Raw genomic sequence first — 16028 nt, forward strand, 5'->3', positions numbered from 1 at the left:
CACCTTCGGCTTCTTATTTGGAACTAAGTTCAGCGGAGCATCAGGCGGTTTCGATTGGAGTGAACGACTTCACCAGTTCATCCAGTGCCTTTAGCTGAGCCAGGAAGGGCTCCAGCTTGTTCAATCGAAGTGCGCAAGGGCCATCGCACTTGGCACTGTCAGGATCAGGATGTGCCTCCAGGAACAGACCTGCCAGTCCCTGACTCAAACCGGCCTTGGCCAGATCGGTAACCTGTGCACGACGACCACCTGCGGAATCGCTGCGACCGCCAGGCATCTGCAGGGCATGGGTCACGTCAAAAATGATCGGGTAGTCGAATTGCTTCATGATGCCGAAGCCCAGCATGTCGACTACCAGATTGTTATAACCAAAGGACGTGCCACGCTCGCACAGGATCAACTGATCATTACCCACTTCCTCACATTTCTTCAGGATATGCTTCATTTCCTGAGGCGCGAGGAACTGGGCTTTCTTGATATTTATAACGGCATTGGTCTTAGCCATGGCGACTACCAGATCCGTCTGCCGGGACAGGAAAGCCGGCAGCTGGATGATGTCGCATACTTCTGCAACCGGTGCCGCCTGATAGGGCTCATGGACGTCCGTGATAACCGGTACATTGAAGGTCTTCTTGATCTCTTCAAAGATCTTCATGCCCTCTTCCAGGCCTGGGCCACGGAAAGAGTTGACCGAAGAACGGTTGGCCTTGTCGAAGCTGGCCTTGAAGATATAAGGGATACCCAGCTTCTGCGTTACCTTCACGTACTCTTCGCAGATCTGCATCGCCAGATCGCGAGACTCAAGCACGTTCATTCCGCCAAACAGCACGAACGGCTTGTCGTTAGCCACTTCGATAGTACCGACACGAATCGTTTTCTGAGCCATAGTCATCAAGCCTTATTAGCGTATTTCAGAGCCGCATTCACGAAACCGCTGAAGAGCGGATGACCATCACGCGGGGTAGAGGTGAATTCCGGATGGAACTGGCACGCCACAAACCAGGGATGATCCGGCGCCTCGACGACCTCCACCAATGCACCGTCGCCGGAACGGCCAGTGACCTTCAGGCCCGCCGCCATGATTTCGGGCAGCAGGTTGTTGTTCACTTCGTAACGGTGACGGTGACGCTCAACGATTACGTCTTGCCGGTAGCAATCATGTACCAGTGTACCTGAAGACAATTGGCACTCCTGAGCTCCCAGGCGCATGGTGCCGCCCAGATCCGAAGCTTCTGTACGGATCTCGGTAGCGCCGGACGCATCCTGCCACTCGGTAATCAAACCAACCACCGGGTGCTGACCAGACTTGTCAAATTCGGTGGAGTTGGCATCGGTCCAGCCTAATACGTTACGGGCGAACTCGATTACCGCTACCTGCATGCCCAGGCAGATACCCAGGTACGGAATCTTGTTCTCACGTGCATACTGAACCGTGCGAATCTTGCCTTCTACACCGCGCAGACCAAAACCACCCGGCACAAGGATCGCATCAACGCCCTTGAGCAGATGGGTACCCTGCTGCTCGATATCTTCCGAATCGATATAGCGCAGATTGACCTTTGTACGGCTCTGGATACCGGCATGCGTCATCGCCTCGATAAGCGACTTGTATGCATCCAGAAGCTCCATGTACTTGCCAACCATGGCGATAGTTACTTCACGCTCTGGGTTGAGCTTGGCATCGACCACACGATCCCACTCGCTCAGGTCAGCCTGACCGCATTCGAGGCCAAAGCGCTCTACCACGAAATCGTCCAGACCCTGCGCATGCAGAACGGAAGGAATACGATAAATCGTATCCACGTCTTCCAGAGAGATGACGGCACGCTCTTCCACGTTAGTGAACAGCGCAATCTTGCGGCGGGAAGAACTGTCTACCGGATGATCGGAGCGGCAGATCAAAACATCAGGCTGCAGGCCGATGGAGCGCAATTCCTTTACCGAGTGCTGAGTCGGCTTGGTCTTGGTTTCACCCGCGGTTGCAATATAGGGCACCAACGTCAGATGCATTAACATGGCACGGCGAGCGCCGATTTCCACGCGCAACTGGCGTATGGCTTCCAGGAAGGGTTGGGACTCGATGTCACCTACGGTACCGCCGATTTCGACCAGCGCCACATCCGCATCACCTGCGCCCTTGATAATACGGCGCTTGATTTCATCGGTAATGTGAGGGATGACCTGAACGGTCGCGCCCAGGTAATCGCCGCGACGCTCCTTGCGCAGCACATCCATGTAGATGCGGCCGGTCGTGAAGTTGTTGTCCTGAGTCACTGTAGTGCGAATAAAACGCTCATAGTGACCCAGGTCGAGATCGGTCTCGGCACCGTCATGGGTGACAAACACTTCGCCGTGCTGGAATGGGCTCATGGTACCTGGATCGACGTTGATATAGGGATCCAGCTTGAGCATGGTGACCTTCAAGCCCCTCGCTTCCAGAATGGCGCCCAAGGAAGCCGAGGCAATGCCTTTCCCCAATGAAGAAACAACACCGCCCGTGACGAAGATGTAGCGCGTCATGAATTTTCCTAGAAATCTGTAGTTAGGCGGAAAACCGCCGGGAAGCGAGGGAGGCCTAGAGGCCTCGGTTGAGCACGGTAATACTTCATGCCCAACGCACACCGGTTGTTACGTAAACAACAAGTGCGGTACAAGACGGGAGCGTAGTCTACAACAAAGTGCCTTTCAGCTCAAACGCTGGCCGCTCGTCGCAGGAACCCACTCGAACCGCCAGTGCTGATCGGCTGGACCACTGAGTCCAGACAGATTCGCAATGGCTATCAACTGCCCGTTACAAAACAGCAGCGGCAATCTGCCGCGCAAGAACGTCGGCACATGATGCTCATTCAGGAGCCGTTTGAGATCTCTGTGCCCACGCCCAGGGACAGCCATGATTTCTCCTCCCTGACGATAGCGGACTTCAAGTGATCCCGAGGGCCGCTGACCAACGATATACACTTGTCCATTGCCACCCAACGCCACCTCCGACCCCTTTTCAGGCCACTGACAAGGCATACAGGCGGCGCCCAACCACTGATGCGATAACCACCAGAGCCGTCCCGCCCCCCGATGTATCTCACCGCTTTCCAGCACCCAGACGGGACTGGCCGAGGGACTGGCATCCCGCAATGCAGCCCAGCCCACCCAATGATCAGTATCTGGCATACGGCTATATCGATCTAACCAGTGGCGAAGTGCGTTGCGCTGACGGTGCTCGCTCAGCTGCCTGATAATCTCAAGTTCGAGACTTGGAAGCGGCAACCAAGGAAATGCAGTAGCTGTCTGTGCGGCAGACAAGTCCATGGCAGCGCACTCTTCAAGAATAGCCAGCGCCTCGGCCATATGCCCTGCACTGCGGGCAACGCTGGCTGAAGCCTGCGGCCATCGTAAGCGCAGTCGAGTGAGAATCTCATGGCGCAGGAAGTTACGATCCTGAACAACCTGTATGTTACTAGGATCTTCCACCCACTCCAGCTTTTCCGCTAAGGCATAACGTGACAGTTCAGCCCGAGGAACAGACAGGAAGGGTCTTACCAGGCGCCCCTCAGCCATTGCACGCGAGGTCGCCATGGCAGACAAACCCTTTACCCCAGCTCCACGCAGCAGTCTTAGCAGCAGAGTCTCCGCCTGATCGTCCTGATGCTGAGCCACTAGCAGAACTTCCTGCTCTCTAACGTGCCGAGCAAAGGCGGCATAGCGTGCATCCCGGGCCGCTCGCTCCAGGCTTGAATTCTGATCCACTTGTACATGCTCGACGCTCAAGGGAACCTGGAGCAGGTCACACATCTGCCGACAATGCTCCACCCACTCGTCAGCCTCTTTGAGAAGACCATGGTGCACATGAATCGCATGTAGCGACGGCACCTGCCTGTAGAAGGACAGCCGCGATAAAACATGCAGAAGAACCGAAGAATCCATGCCGCCTGAAAATGCGATATGCCATCGCTTGGCATGCAGATAGGGCGTCAAGACCTTCAGGACGTTGTCAGCCAGAGGGGGAAGCGAGACATCAGAAAGGGACATGGCTGCCCATCAATGAATACACATTATTCATGTAAACAGCTTAAGCGTATGTCCGGCATGGGCCGGACATACGTGGAGACAGATCAGGAAATACCGTAGCTCATCAGACGCTCGTAACGACGCGCCAACAACTCTTCGTTAGAGAACTTCTTGAGCATGTCAAGCTGATCTACCAGAGCTTCACGAATGGAAGCAGAAATTACAGCGGGATCACGATGGGCACCACCCAGTGGCTCATCGATAACGGTATCTACAATACCCAGCCCCTTTAAACGCTCCGCAGTAATGCCCATGGCTTCAGCCGCATCAGGTGCCTTCTCGGCAGTTTTCCAGAGAATCGAGGCGCAGCCTTCAGGCGAAATCACAGAGTAAGTCGAATGTTGAAGCATGTTCAGCTGGTCGCACACGCCAATTGCCAGGGCGCCACCAGAACCACCCTCGCCGATCACGGTTGCGATGATAGGCGTTTTCAAACGCGACATGACACGCAGATTCCAGGCAATCGCCTCACTTTGTCCACGCTCTTCGGCATCGATCCCCGGATAAGCACCGGGAGTATCGATAAACGTCAGAATCGGCATCTTGAAACGCTCGGCCATTTCCATCAGACGGCAGGCTTTACGGTAACCTTCCGGGCGAGGCATACCAAAATTACGACGTACCTTTTCACGCACCTCACGCCCCTTCTGATGACCAATGACCATGACGGGTTGATCATCCAGCCGAGCGATACCGCCAACGATGGCTGGATCATCGGCGAAATGACGGTCGCCATGAAGCTCTTCGAAATCAACGAAAAGATGGCTGATATAGTCCAGCGTGTAGGGCCGCAAGGGGTGACGCGCCAGACGAGCCACTTGCCAGCTGCTCAGACTACCGAAAATACTTTTGGTCAGTGCCTGGCTCTTTTCCTGCAGCCGGGCAATCTCGTCACTGATGTTCAGCGAATTGTCATTACCAACCAAGCGAAGCTCTTCAATCTTGGCCTGGAGGTCAGCGATCGGCTGTTCGAAATCGAGATAGTTCGGGTTCATGAGTATCCGTCTTGCAATCTTGAGCCAGCGGCCGGGTCGCCTACCTTAAAAGATCAGGCGGATCAGGTCGAGGCCGGCAGATCAATTATCGAGATCGCCGCCTCAACCCTAGAGGCCATTGGCATGGTTTGGTCGAATGAGCGGCACTTGCGCCGCTCGGATCAACGGTAGTTCAGGAAGACGTTTTCTCTTCCAAACTGGTCACGTAGTGCCTGTATCAGGCCATCACCAGGATCGATTCTCCACTGCTCGCCAAATTGCAGCAGGGCCCTGGCATCCTGGCTTCGATAATCCAGCGTAACCGGGCAAGCGCCCCGATGCTTGGTACAGAGGTCGGCCAACCACCGAAGACGGTCGCCTTTCAATGCATCGCTTGCAACCGAGATGCGCAGACTTTCAGCCAATGCGGTGCGAGCCTCTTCCAGGCCCAGCACGCGCTTGGCGCGCAGTCTCAAGCCGCCCGAGAAATCATCCTGGCTGACTTCGCCCTCAACAATGACCAAGGCGTCAGTCTGCAACAAAGACTGAGCAGCATGAAATGCTTCGGCAAACAGCGAAGCCTCAATCCGGCCCGAGCGATCATCCAGTGTAACAAACCCCATCTTATCGCCGCGCTTGTTTTTCATCACACGCAGATTAACGATAAGGCCGGCAACTGTCTGGGTTTCACGAGAGGGCTTGAGGTCCACGATACGCTGGCGAGCCAGTCGCCGTACTTCACCCTCATACTCATCGATCGGATGCCCCGTCAGGTACAGGCCGAGGGTTTCCTTCTCTCCCCGCAGACGCTCCTTGAGCGTCAGCGCTCGTGCCTTGTAATGATTAACGTAGACATCGGCTTCCGGCTCGGCAAATACACCCCCGAATAAATCCATATGCCCACTGTTATTGCTCCGTGCCGTTTGCTCGGCTGCCGCAATCGCCTCTTCCATTGCGGCCAACAGCACTGAGCGATTCTGATCGATAGTCGCCTGGTAGGCCTTGAGCTCGTCATGATAATGCGGCCCCAGGCGATCCAGCGCTCCCGAGCGAATAAGCGCTTCAAGGGTACGTTTGTTGATGCGCTTGAGATCGACACGGTCGCAGAAATCGAACAGATCCTTGAAAGGCCCCTCCTGGCGCGCTTCCACAATCGCCTCTACCGGACCCTCACCAACCCCCTTGATAGCACCAAGACCGTAAACGATGCGTCCACCTTCATTTACAGTGAACTTGAAGTCAGAGATATTCACATCCGGCGCATCGATCCGCAGTTTCATATGGCGGCATTCCTCAATGAGGATTACCACCTTGTCGGTGTTGTGCATATCCGCTGACAACACCGCAGCCATGAACGGCGCAGGGAAATGCGCTTTCAGCCAGGCAGTTTGATAGGACACCAGACCATAGGCAGCCGAGTGGGACTTGTTGAAGCCATAACCCGCAAATTTCTCTACCAGATCAAAGATGTTACCGGCAAGCTCAGCATCGATGCCATTATTGGCACAACCTTCAATAAAGCCGCCCCGCTGCTTGGCCATTTCCTCCGGTTTTTTCTTACCCATGGCGCGACGCAGCATGTCGGCCTGACCCAGGGTATAGCCCCCCATGACCTGGGCAATCTGCATAACCTGCTCTTGATACAGGATGATGCCATAGGTGGGAGCCAGGACAGGCTTGAGCCCTTCATACTGATAATCGGGGTGGGGATAGGCCAGCTCGGCACGGCCGTGCTTTCGGTTGATGAAGTCATCTACCATGCCTGACTGCAGCGGCCCCGGACGGAACAAGGCCACCAATGCAATCAGGTCTTCTAGGCAGTCGGGCTTGAGCTTTTTGATCAGCTCTTTCATGCCGCGGGATTCCAGCTGGAACACGGCCGTCGTCTCCGCCTTCTGCAAGAGATCGTAGGTCTTCTTGTCATCTAGCGGGATAAAGTCGATGTTAACTGGGTCGAGCCCTTTTGCAGCGTGCTCCCGGTTGATCGTTTCCATTGCCCATTTGATGATGGTCAACGTTCGCAAACCCAGAAAGTCGAACTTCACCAGGCCCGCTTGCTCTACATCGTCCTTATCGAACTGGGTAACCAGTCCGTTACCGTCCTCATCGCAAGAAACGGGAGAGAAGTCTGTCAGTTTGGTAGGTGCGATTACCACACCACCCGCATGCTTACCGGTTCCCCGAGTAATCCCCTCCAGTTTGAGCGCCATGTCCCAGATTTCCTGGGCCTCTTCGTCGACCTTGAGGAAGTCACGAAGCATCTCCTCCTGCTCATAGGCTTTCTGAAGCGTCATGCCTACTTCGAAGGGGATCATCTTGGACAATCTGTCGGCCAGACCATAAGACTTACCCTGCACACGAGCAACGTCACGAACCACCGCCTTTGCCGCCATGGTGCCAAAGGTGATGATCTGACTGACCGCGTTACGCCCATAGGCACCCGCAACATAATCAATTACGCGGTCACGACCATCCATGCAGAAATCGACATCGAAGTCAGGCATGGAAATACGTTCAGGGTTAAGGAAGCGCTCGAACAGCAGATCATAGGCTAGTGGATCCAGATCCGTAATTTTCAGCACATACGCGACCAGCGAGCCAGCACCCGACCCACGACCCGGCCCCACCGGGACGCCATTGTTCTTCGCCCACTGAATGAAGTCCATTACGATGAGGAAGTAGCCAGGAAACCCCATCTGAATGATGATATTCAGCTCGAAGTTCAAGCGATCCACATAGACCTGCCGCTTGGCCTCGTAATCCGGCGTTTCCTTAGGCAGGAGTACCGCTAGGCGCTCTTCCAATCCGTCAAACGATACCTTTCGCAGATAATCGTCAATGGTCATGCCTTCGGGAATGGGGAAATTAGGCAAGAAATATTTGCCAAGCTGCACTTCAATGTTGCAGCGCTTGGCGATTTCGACCGTATTTTCTAAGGCCTCTGGCAGATCACTAAAAAGCTCCCACATCTCCTCAGGAGACTTGAGGTACTGTTGATCGCTATAGGTACGAGGACGCAACGGATCATCGAGTACCCGCCCCTCGCCAATGCAGACCCTCGTTTCATGGGCCTCGAAATCGTCCTGCTTGATAAAACGAACATCGTTGGTTGCTACAAGCGGTACGTTGCAACGATCCGCCAAGGCAACCGCGGCGTGAAGATGCTCTTCATCATTAACGCGCTGGGTACGCTGCACCTCCAGGTAAAAACGATCACCAAAGACGTCCAGCCATTCACCTAACAACCGCTCGGCGCGTAGATTGTCACCCGCTAGCAAGGCCAGCCCCACCTCACCCTCTTTAGAGCCGGAAAGCGCAATCAAGCCGTCGGCAGCCGCCTTGACCCACTCACGCTGGACAATGATCTGGCCTTCGTGCTGTCCTTCCTGATAACCGCGCGAAACCAGCTCAGTCAGATTTCTATAGCCTTGCTTGTTCATAACCAGCAAGGTGAGGCGGGTAAGCGGCCCCTCCTCGTCAGGATTGGCCAGCCACAGGTCGGCGCCACAGATGGGCTTGATACCCGCACCCATAGCAGCCTTGTAAAACTTTACCAGCGAGCACAAATTATTCTGGTCTGTCACAGCTACAGCAGGCATGCCTGCTCCCGCTACCGACTTGACCAAGGGCTTTACCCTGACCAGACCATCAACCAGCGAATATTCAGTATGCAAACGCAAGTGAACAAAGGATACGGTCATGGAAACCCCGACAATCATGCAAAAACGAACCGGAATTGTACTAACCGGGAGGACAAGCTAGAAGCTTGATAGGAATGAGCAGATATGCATGCTCAGGCAAATGAACGCGCCAACACTGTTCAGCCTAGAAAACACAGGCGTCGCCGTCCGTCGGCTCGCTTTTTATTAATCTTCGATTAGAGCGCCATAGCCCCTGTAACCTGCTTCACGCTGACTTCCAACGCAGCAAAAGCATCCCGCACGGGCGCGAATGAGCGTCGATGTATAGGCGTGGGGCCAAGCCGTTTAAGTGCATCCAGATGCTCAGCTGTGGGATACCCCTTGTGACCTGCCAAGCCATATCCTGGATAAAGCAGATCCATTTCTGCCATTTCCCGATCTCGAGTGACCTTAGCCAATATAGACGCTGCTGCGATAGCAGGCACCTGACTGTCACCCTTGATCACCGCAGCACTTGGAACCGACAGTACCGGGCAGCGATTACCATCGATCAAGGCCAGCTTGGGTAAAACAGCCAGTCCTTCAACCGCCCGCTTCATTGCCAGCATGGTTGCATGAAGGATATTGACCTCATCAATTTCATGAACATCGGCGCGAGCGATACAGCATGCCAATGCCTTTTCATGAATTTCTTCAAACAACGCCTCGCGGCGCGCCTTGGTAAGCTTTTTAGAGTCGTTGAGCCCATGGATAGGACGTGCTGGGTCCAGGATCACAGCAGCGGTAACGACAGGCCCACATAAGGGACCTCGTCCTACTTCATCGACACCTGCGACCAATTCCTGCACCAATGTGAAATCCAAACCCAATTGCATCAATCAGCCCCAATAAGCGTCAGTACTGCATCTGCGGCTTGTCGTGACGCGTCCTGACGTAATGCGTGATGAATAGCTTCAAATCCTTCTGTTTGCATAGAGGGATCATCCAAAAGAGGCAATATCGCGTTTACCAATCTTTCTGCCGTGGCATCGTCCTGAATCAACTCAGGAACAAGAGGCTTGCCTGCCAGCAAGTTCGGTAAAGAGATATAAGGACTCCTTACCATCCGTTTCAAGATGCAGTACGTCAATGGGGCGACCTTATAGGCAACCACCATTGGACGTTTAAATAGCATTGCTTCCAACGTGGCCGTTCCTGAAGCAATAAGCACAGCATTACAGCTGGCCAGCACTTCATGTGACTGCCCCTGAGTCAACATCACACGAACAGAGCGGCCTTCTAGTAAAGACTCTATCTGCTTACGCCGATGCTCATTGGCACAAGGCAATACAAATTGAATATCAGGCCTTAACGCACTCAACCGTTCTGCGGCATCGAAAAAAAGAGCACCCAGCCGTGAAACTTCACCACCACGACTTCCTGGGAGCAAAGCAACGACAGGCCCATCTGGCGGTAAGCCCAAAACTTTGCGGGCAAGCGTGCGATCAGGATCAAGCGGAATGGTATCGGCCAGCGGGTGGCCAACGAAACGTACGGGAACCTGCTTTTCCTCATAGAAGCGGGCTTCGAAAGGAAACAACGTCAACATGAGATCGCAGGCCTCACGAATCTTAAGAACACGCTTTTGCCGCCATGCCCAGACAGAGGGACTGACATAATGAACAGTCGGTATCCCTGCGGCACGAAGCTGCTGCTCCATTTCAAGTACGAAATCTGGCGCATCAATGCCAATAAAGACATCGGGGCGGGCCTGTATGAGTGTCTGGATAAGCTCTTTTCGACGTCGCAAAAGCTCTCGAAGCCGGCCTAGCACCTCTACCAGCCCCATGACGGAGAGTCGCTCCATGGGAAAGGCCGAGCTCATGCCCTCTGCCTCCATGCGCGGACCGCCAACACCAATGAACTCGACAGCCGAATGCCGTGCTTTAAGCGCTCTCATAAGGCCTGAGCCCAAAATATCCCCAGAAGCCTCACCGGCAACGAGAGCGATTCGCAAGGGTCGATTCAAGGCAGACATACCCAGCTCTTTAATAGCGCCAATATAAACTGAAGGCCGCATCTGCGGCCTTGAAAGGATTAACGTGTTATGCCGCGTGTGGAGCTGACTATAGAGTCCCTGAAGACTGCAACTTCGGGAAACTCAAGAGCAACCTGCTCCAATTCCTTCAATGCTTCGTCAACCGTCAAACCTTGGCGGTAGACAACCTTGTAAGCACGACGGAGGGCATGAATCGCTTCACTGGAAAAACCACGGCGGCGCAAGCCTTCAAAATTCATGCTGCGCGCTTCGGCCGGGTTGCCAAAGACCGTTACGTAGGCAGGCACATCCTTACCGATGGCAGTGCCCATACCTGAAAAGCTGTGTGCACCGATACGGCAGAACTGATGTACCAGTGTGTAACCGGACAAAATTGCCCAATCATCCACATGGACATGCCCTGCCAACGCCGTGTTATTGACCAGAATGCAGTTATTGCCTATCACACTGTCATGCCCGATGTGGACATATGCCATCAGCAGGTTATGGTCACCTATAGTGGTTTCGCTACGGTCCTGAACGGTCCCCCGATGGATCGTGACACCCTCGCGAATGACATTATGGTCACCAATAACAAGGCGCGTAGGTTCACCCTTGTACTTGAGGTCTGGGGTGTCCTCTCCAATCGTAGAAAACTGGTAGATGCGGTTGTGCTTACCGATGACCGTTGGTCCATGCAGTATAACGTGCGGGCCTATGACCGTGCCCTCACCCACTTCAACATCGGCGCCTACGATGGACCAAGGCCCAACCTTGACGTCGTCAGCCAGTTTGGCGCCTGGCTCAATGATCGCCCTAGGGTCGATCAAACTCATAGTTTGCGTTCCGCACAGATAATTTCAGCAGAGCATACCGCTTTCTCGTCAACTGTTGCCTGGCATTCGAACTTCCAAATGCCGCGCTTGCAACTAATGAAACGAGCTTCCAGCTGCAACTGATCGCCCGGCAAAACAGGCTGACGAAAGCGCATGTTATCCGAGCCGACAAAGTAATACAGGGTTCCCTCTGCCGGAGAAGAATTCATCATCTTGAAACCAAGAATCCCTGCCGCTTGCGCCATTGCTTCGATAATCAAAACACCCGGCATAATGGGATGCTGAGGGAAATGACCATTAAAAAAGGGTTCGTTGATGCTGACATTTTTGTAGGCACGAATACGCTTGCCTTCAATGTCCAGCTCCACTACCCGGTCCACCAACAGGAACGGGTAGCGGTGAGGCAAGTATTCGCGAATCTCGTTAATGTCCATCATATCTGGAGAGGCCTGTTCAAAAAAAAGGAAACGCCCGATGCGTTACTCTGCATCAGAAGCAGCGTCATCCTGTAAGGTCACGGCAGCTACTGTTTTTTCGAGAAGCTGCAGACGCCGAGCCATATCATCCAGGTGACGGATACGAGCCGCACTTTTTCTCCATTCGGCAGCAGGCTGCATTGCCGTGCCGGAAGAATAAGCGCCTGGCTCGGTAATCGAGCGGGTAACCATGGTCATGCCAGTAACGAAAACGTTATCGCAGACCTCAATATGTCCAACCATGCCGACACCGCCGGCAATCGTGCAATGGCGTCCGATCTTGGTACTGCCCGAGATCCCTACGCAAGCCGCCATCGCTGTGTGCTCACCAATTTGTACGTTGTGAGCAATCATTATCTGGTTGTCGAGCTTAACGCCATTACTGATGATCGTGTCGGCCAGCGCGCCTCGATCGATAGTAGTATTGGCGCCAATCTCGACATCATCGCCAATACTGACACCACCCAGCTGAGCAATTTTTTTCCATTGCCCCTGATGGTTCGCAAAACCAAATCCCTCGCCGCCGATAACGGCGCCAGACTGGATAACCACTCGCTTCCCAACTCGAACGTCGTGATACAGCGTAACTCGCGGTGCAAGCCATCCGTTTTCGCCGATCTGACTACGAGCACCGACGAAGCAATGCGCTCCAATGACAACACCTGCACCTATCGATACACCTGACTCGATAACTGCATACGCACCGACACTTGCCGTAGGGTCTACAAAAGCATCCTCAGCGACCAGAGCGGAAGGATGAATACCAGCTTTCGGCAGAGGTTTTCGATCAAACAGATGGGAAAGCTGCGCATAGGCAAGGTAGGGATTGGCGATTACCAGGCAATTGCCTGAAAAACCTTCCACCTCAGTCGGATGCAGGATCACAGCACCCGCTTTGGTGTCAGCCAAGTATTTCTTGTACTGGGCATTGGCAAGGAAACTCAATTGCTCGGGCTGGGCATCCTGCAATGTCGCAAGACCAGAAATGAGAAGCTCCGGGTTTCCCCGGAGCTCAGCTCCAAGGCGCTCTGCCAGCTGCCTTAGAGTGTAAGTGGTAGAGGTCATCATTAGCGGTTCTGGTTCATCCGCTCGATAACATCACGTGTAATATCATATTGAGGCTTGGCATCAACCACAGCGCCACGCTCGATGACGATGTCGTAATTGCCCTTCTTCAATACCTCTTCCACCGCTTTATCCAGCTTCGGCTTGAGCTGCTTCAACATATCGCGATCAGCTGCGGCCTTGGCTTCGTTCAGCTCTTTTGACTGAAACTGGAAGTCACGCGCTTTCTGCTTGAAGTCCGACTCAAGACGGTCACGCTCAGAATCTTTCATTTTATCGCCCCCGGCAGCAAGGCGACTTTGAATATTCTTTGCGTCACCTTCCAGTGCCTTCAGCTTGTTAAGCTGTGGGCCGAACTTTTTCTCAGCGTCTACAGCGTATTTTTTTGCCGCATCCGACTCCAGGAGTGCCATTTGATAATTGAGCACCGCAATCTTCATCTCGGCAAAAGCCGGGGTGGCAACAACAGCGGCGGCGATCAAGGCGAAACGGAAGAACTTACGCACAATGCACTCCTGCGTTTAAACGCGATATAGAGTTGGATCAATTAGAACGTCTGGCCCAGCGAGAACTGGAATACCTGCGTATCGGCATTATCAGGCTTCTTGACGGGCATACCCAGACTGAAGCTTAACGGACCCAACGCAGTTACCCAAGTCAAGCCAACACCCACAGAGCTTGCCATATTGGAAAAGCTGACCTTGTTACAGCTAGCACTATTTTTGTCGACTAGACGGCACTTGGTGTCGAAAACACTACCTACATCCCAGAACAGCACTGTTCGCAACTGACGCTGATCTTTCACAAAAGGCAAGGGGAACAGATATTCGGCCCCGCCTGTGATCAACACATTACCACCGAACGGTTCAGCGTCTTGGTCAGGATCTTTTTCCTGACCAAGAGCGGAATATCGCGCAGGGTCGTTCGCTGCCACTCCCGCTCCAGCAGGTGTACTACGAGGACCTAGACTACTGTCTTCAAAACCACGAACCGAGTTGAAGCCACCAGCATAATAGTTTTCGTAAAATGGCAACCCACTAGTAGAACCATAGCCATCGCCGTAACCGAGCTCTGTGTGGAAGCGAAGTGCAGTATTCTGCGTCAATCCCGCAAAGATTTGGCCACGGTAATCAAGCTTGTAATAGTTCAGGTCACTACCGGGAATGGTGGCCTCCAAAGACAGGCTTTGCGAGTGACCACGGGTAGCCAAGACGCCTTTATTGAGCGTGGACTCAGACCAGCCGATAGACGCCTTGAAGTTAGTAAAGCTATCGCCCTCTTGCTGAATGAACTTATACACCTCATCTACAGTGTATCTGTTCGGATCAAGCTCATCGCGCTGAACACCAAGCCCAAAGTTCAGTCGAGACGTTTCACTGATTGGATAGCCGAAATTCACTCCAAAGCCAAGGCTATTAATGGAGTAACTGGAAACATCAACATCCAGATCATCATAGTTGGTTGAACGATAGAACGCGTTATAGCCCAAGCTTACGCCATCATCAGTCCAATACGGATCGGTAAAGCTAAAGTTGTAACGAGTCTGGTACTGACTCCGCGTCAGTCCGATGCTCACCCGGTTACCAGTACCTAGGAAGTTGCTCTGGCTGATGGATCCACCCAGGATCAAACCCGCACTTTGAGCAAAGCCAACACTTGCGGTAATAGAGCCAGACGGTTGCTCTTCCACAGAGTAATTAACGTCGACCTGATCGTCAGTGCCAGGAACCTGCGGCGTCTCGACATTGACTTCCTTGAAATAGCCCAGACGTTCCAAACGGGTTTTGGACTGATCAATCAGGTAAGTGGAGGCCCAGCCACCTTCCATCTGGCGCATTTCGCGCCGAAGGACTTCATCTTCCGTCTTGGTATTGCCACGGAAATTGATACGATTTACATAGGCACGCTTGCCGGGATCGACTACAAAGGTCAACGAAACCGTATGGTCATCATCATGTGGTTCCGGTACACCGTTCACATTAGCGAACGTATAACCTTCATTCCCGAGGCGGCGGGTGATCAGATCTGAGGTGCCAGTCATCACCTTTCGAGAGAACACCTGTCCGGGCTGTACCAACATCAGCCTGCGAATTTCTTCTTCCGGCACTTTCAGGTCACCTGAAAGTTTTACATCCCGAACGGTGTATTTTTCACCTTCGTTGACGTTGACTGTAATATAGACGTGTTTCTTATCAGGCGTAATCGATACCTGAGTCGAGGTGATATCCATATTGATATAACCACGATCAAGGTAATAGGAGCGCAAGCGCTCAAGATCGCCAGAAAGTTTTTCACGGGAATATTTATCGTCGTTTTTGAAGAAAGAAAGCAGATGGCTTTTCTTCAATTCGAACAGATCAATTAGATCCTGCTCTGGAAACACATGATTTCCGACAATATTGACCTGAGAGATCGTTGCCACTTCACCTTCGTTGATTTTGATTTTCAACTGAACGCGGTTACGTGGCTGCGGAATAACCTCGGTTTCGATATTGGCAGAATAGCGACCTTGAGCAACATACTGACGAAGCAGCTCATTGCGCACACCTTCCAGCGTTGCCTGCTGGAAAATTTCACCTTCAGCCAAACCCGATTGTTGAAGACCTTTTTTAAGGTCGTCTTCTGAGATCGCCTTGTTGCCCTCAATAGTGATGCTTGAAATCGAGGGGCGCTCAACTACGCTCACAACCAGGACGTTACCGTCACGCCCTAATTGAATATCTTGGAAAAAACCCGTACGGAACAGGGAGCGAGTCGCATCGGAAAGGCGACGATCATCTACAGCATCGCCTACGTTAAGAGGTAATGCACCGAAAACGCTTCCGGCAGAAACCCTCTGCAAACCGTTTACACGAATATCGGAGATGGTGAAGGACTCGGCGTGAACCTCGCCGATCATCAGCGCGGCTATTACCGCAGGTAGCAGCAAGCGTTTCATGAGTCCCTTTTTTATTCCA

12 protein-coding genes are annotated in these 16028 nt (G+C 53.2%); all 12 read right to left on the reverse strand.

Annotation, left to right across the window (positions count from 1 at the left end; translation table 11 throughout):
- Positions 1-40: 40 nt before the first annotated feature.
- A complete protein-coding gene (gene kdsA / locus GM154_RS00260) occupies positions 41-886 on the reverse strand; it encodes a 3-deoxy-8-phosphooctulonate synthase (protein WP_019364450.1) in 846 nt (281 codons plus the stop codon).
- Between the two features lie 5 nt (positions 887-891).
- On the reverse strand, positions 892-2520 hold the full coding sequence (locus GM154_RS00265; RefSeq protein WP_219650563.1) for a CTP synthase: 1629 nt from the start codon (positions 2518-2520) through the stop codon (positions 892-894).
- Between the two features lie 165 nt (positions 2521-2685).
- On the reverse strand, positions 2686-4023 hold the full coding sequence (gene tilS, locus GM154_RS00270) for a tRNA lysidine(34) synthetase TilS (protein ID WP_219650565.1): 1338 nt from the start codon (positions 4021-4023) through the stop codon (positions 2686-2688).
- An 83-nt stretch (positions 4024-4106) separates the two neighbouring features.
- A complete protein-coding gene (locus tag GM154_RS00275; RefSeq protein WP_219650568.1) occupies positions 4107-5057 on the reverse strand; it encodes an acetyl-CoA carboxylase carboxyltransferase subunit alpha in 951 nt (316 codons plus the stop codon).
- 161 nt (positions 5058-5218) lie between these two features.
- Positions 5219-8737 (reverse strand): DNA polymerase III subunit alpha, encoded by a 3519-nt coding sequence (dnaE, locus tag GM154_RS00280; protein WP_019364446.1) that lies wholly within the window; start codon positions 8735-8737, stop codon positions 5219-5221.
- Positions 8738-8913: 176 nt separating this feature from the next.
- Positions 8914-9552, reverse strand: coding sequence for a ribonuclease HII (gene rnhB, locus GM154_RS00285; protein WP_219650570.1), 639 nt, complete (start codon positions 9550-9552; stop codon positions 8914-8916).
- Positions 9552-10694 (reverse strand): lipid-A-disaccharide synthase, encoded by a 1143-nt coding sequence (lpxB, locus tag GM154_RS00290; protein ID WP_374940290.1) that lies wholly within the window; start codon positions 10692-10694, stop codon positions 9552-9554. Before lpxB ends, rnhB begins: the two co-directional genes overlap by 1 nt.
- 59 nt (positions 10695-10753) lie before the next feature.
- On the reverse strand, positions 10754-11530 hold the full coding sequence (gene lpxA / locus GM154_RS00295; RefSeq protein ID WP_010797389.1) for an acyl-ACP--UDP-N-acetylglucosamine O-acyltransferase: 777 nt from the start codon (positions 11528-11530) through the stop codon (positions 10754-10756).
- Positions 11527-11967 (reverse strand): 3-hydroxyacyl-ACP dehydratase FabZ, encoded by a 441-nt coding sequence (fabZ, locus tag GM154_RS00300; protein WP_010797388.1) that lies wholly within the window; start codon positions 11965-11967, stop codon positions 11527-11529. The genes lpxA and fabZ overlap by 4 nt, the downstream gene beginning before the upstream one ends.
- Positions 11968-12009: 42 nt before the next feature.
- Positions 12010-13074: a UDP-3-O-(3-hydroxymyristoyl)glucosamine N-acyltransferase gene (gene lpxD / locus GM154_RS00305; RefSeq protein ID WP_010797387.1), complete on the reverse strand. Its 1065-nt coding sequence runs from the start codon at positions 13072-13074 to the stop codon at positions 12010-12012.
- Positions 13074-13577, reverse strand: coding sequence for an OmpH family outer membrane protein (locus GM154_RS00310; RefSeq protein ID WP_074828089.1), 504 nt, complete (start codon positions 13575-13577; stop codon positions 13074-13076). Before GM154_RS00310 ends, lpxD begins: the two co-directional genes overlap by 1 nt.
- A gap of 41 nt (positions 13578-13618) precedes the next feature.
- A complete protein-coding gene (bamA, locus tag GM154_RS00315) occupies positions 13619-16009 on the reverse strand; it encodes an outer membrane protein assembly factor BamA (RefSeq protein ID WP_219650571.1) in 2391 nt (796 codons plus the stop codon).
- Between the last annotated feature and the right edge of the window lie 19 nt (positions 16010-16028).

Source organism: Pseudomonas sp. MAG002Y (assembly GCF_019400845.1).
Classification (GTDB): Bacteria; Pseudomonadota; Gammaproteobacteria; order Pseudomonadales; family Pseudomonadaceae; genus Chryseomonas; species Chryseomonas luteola.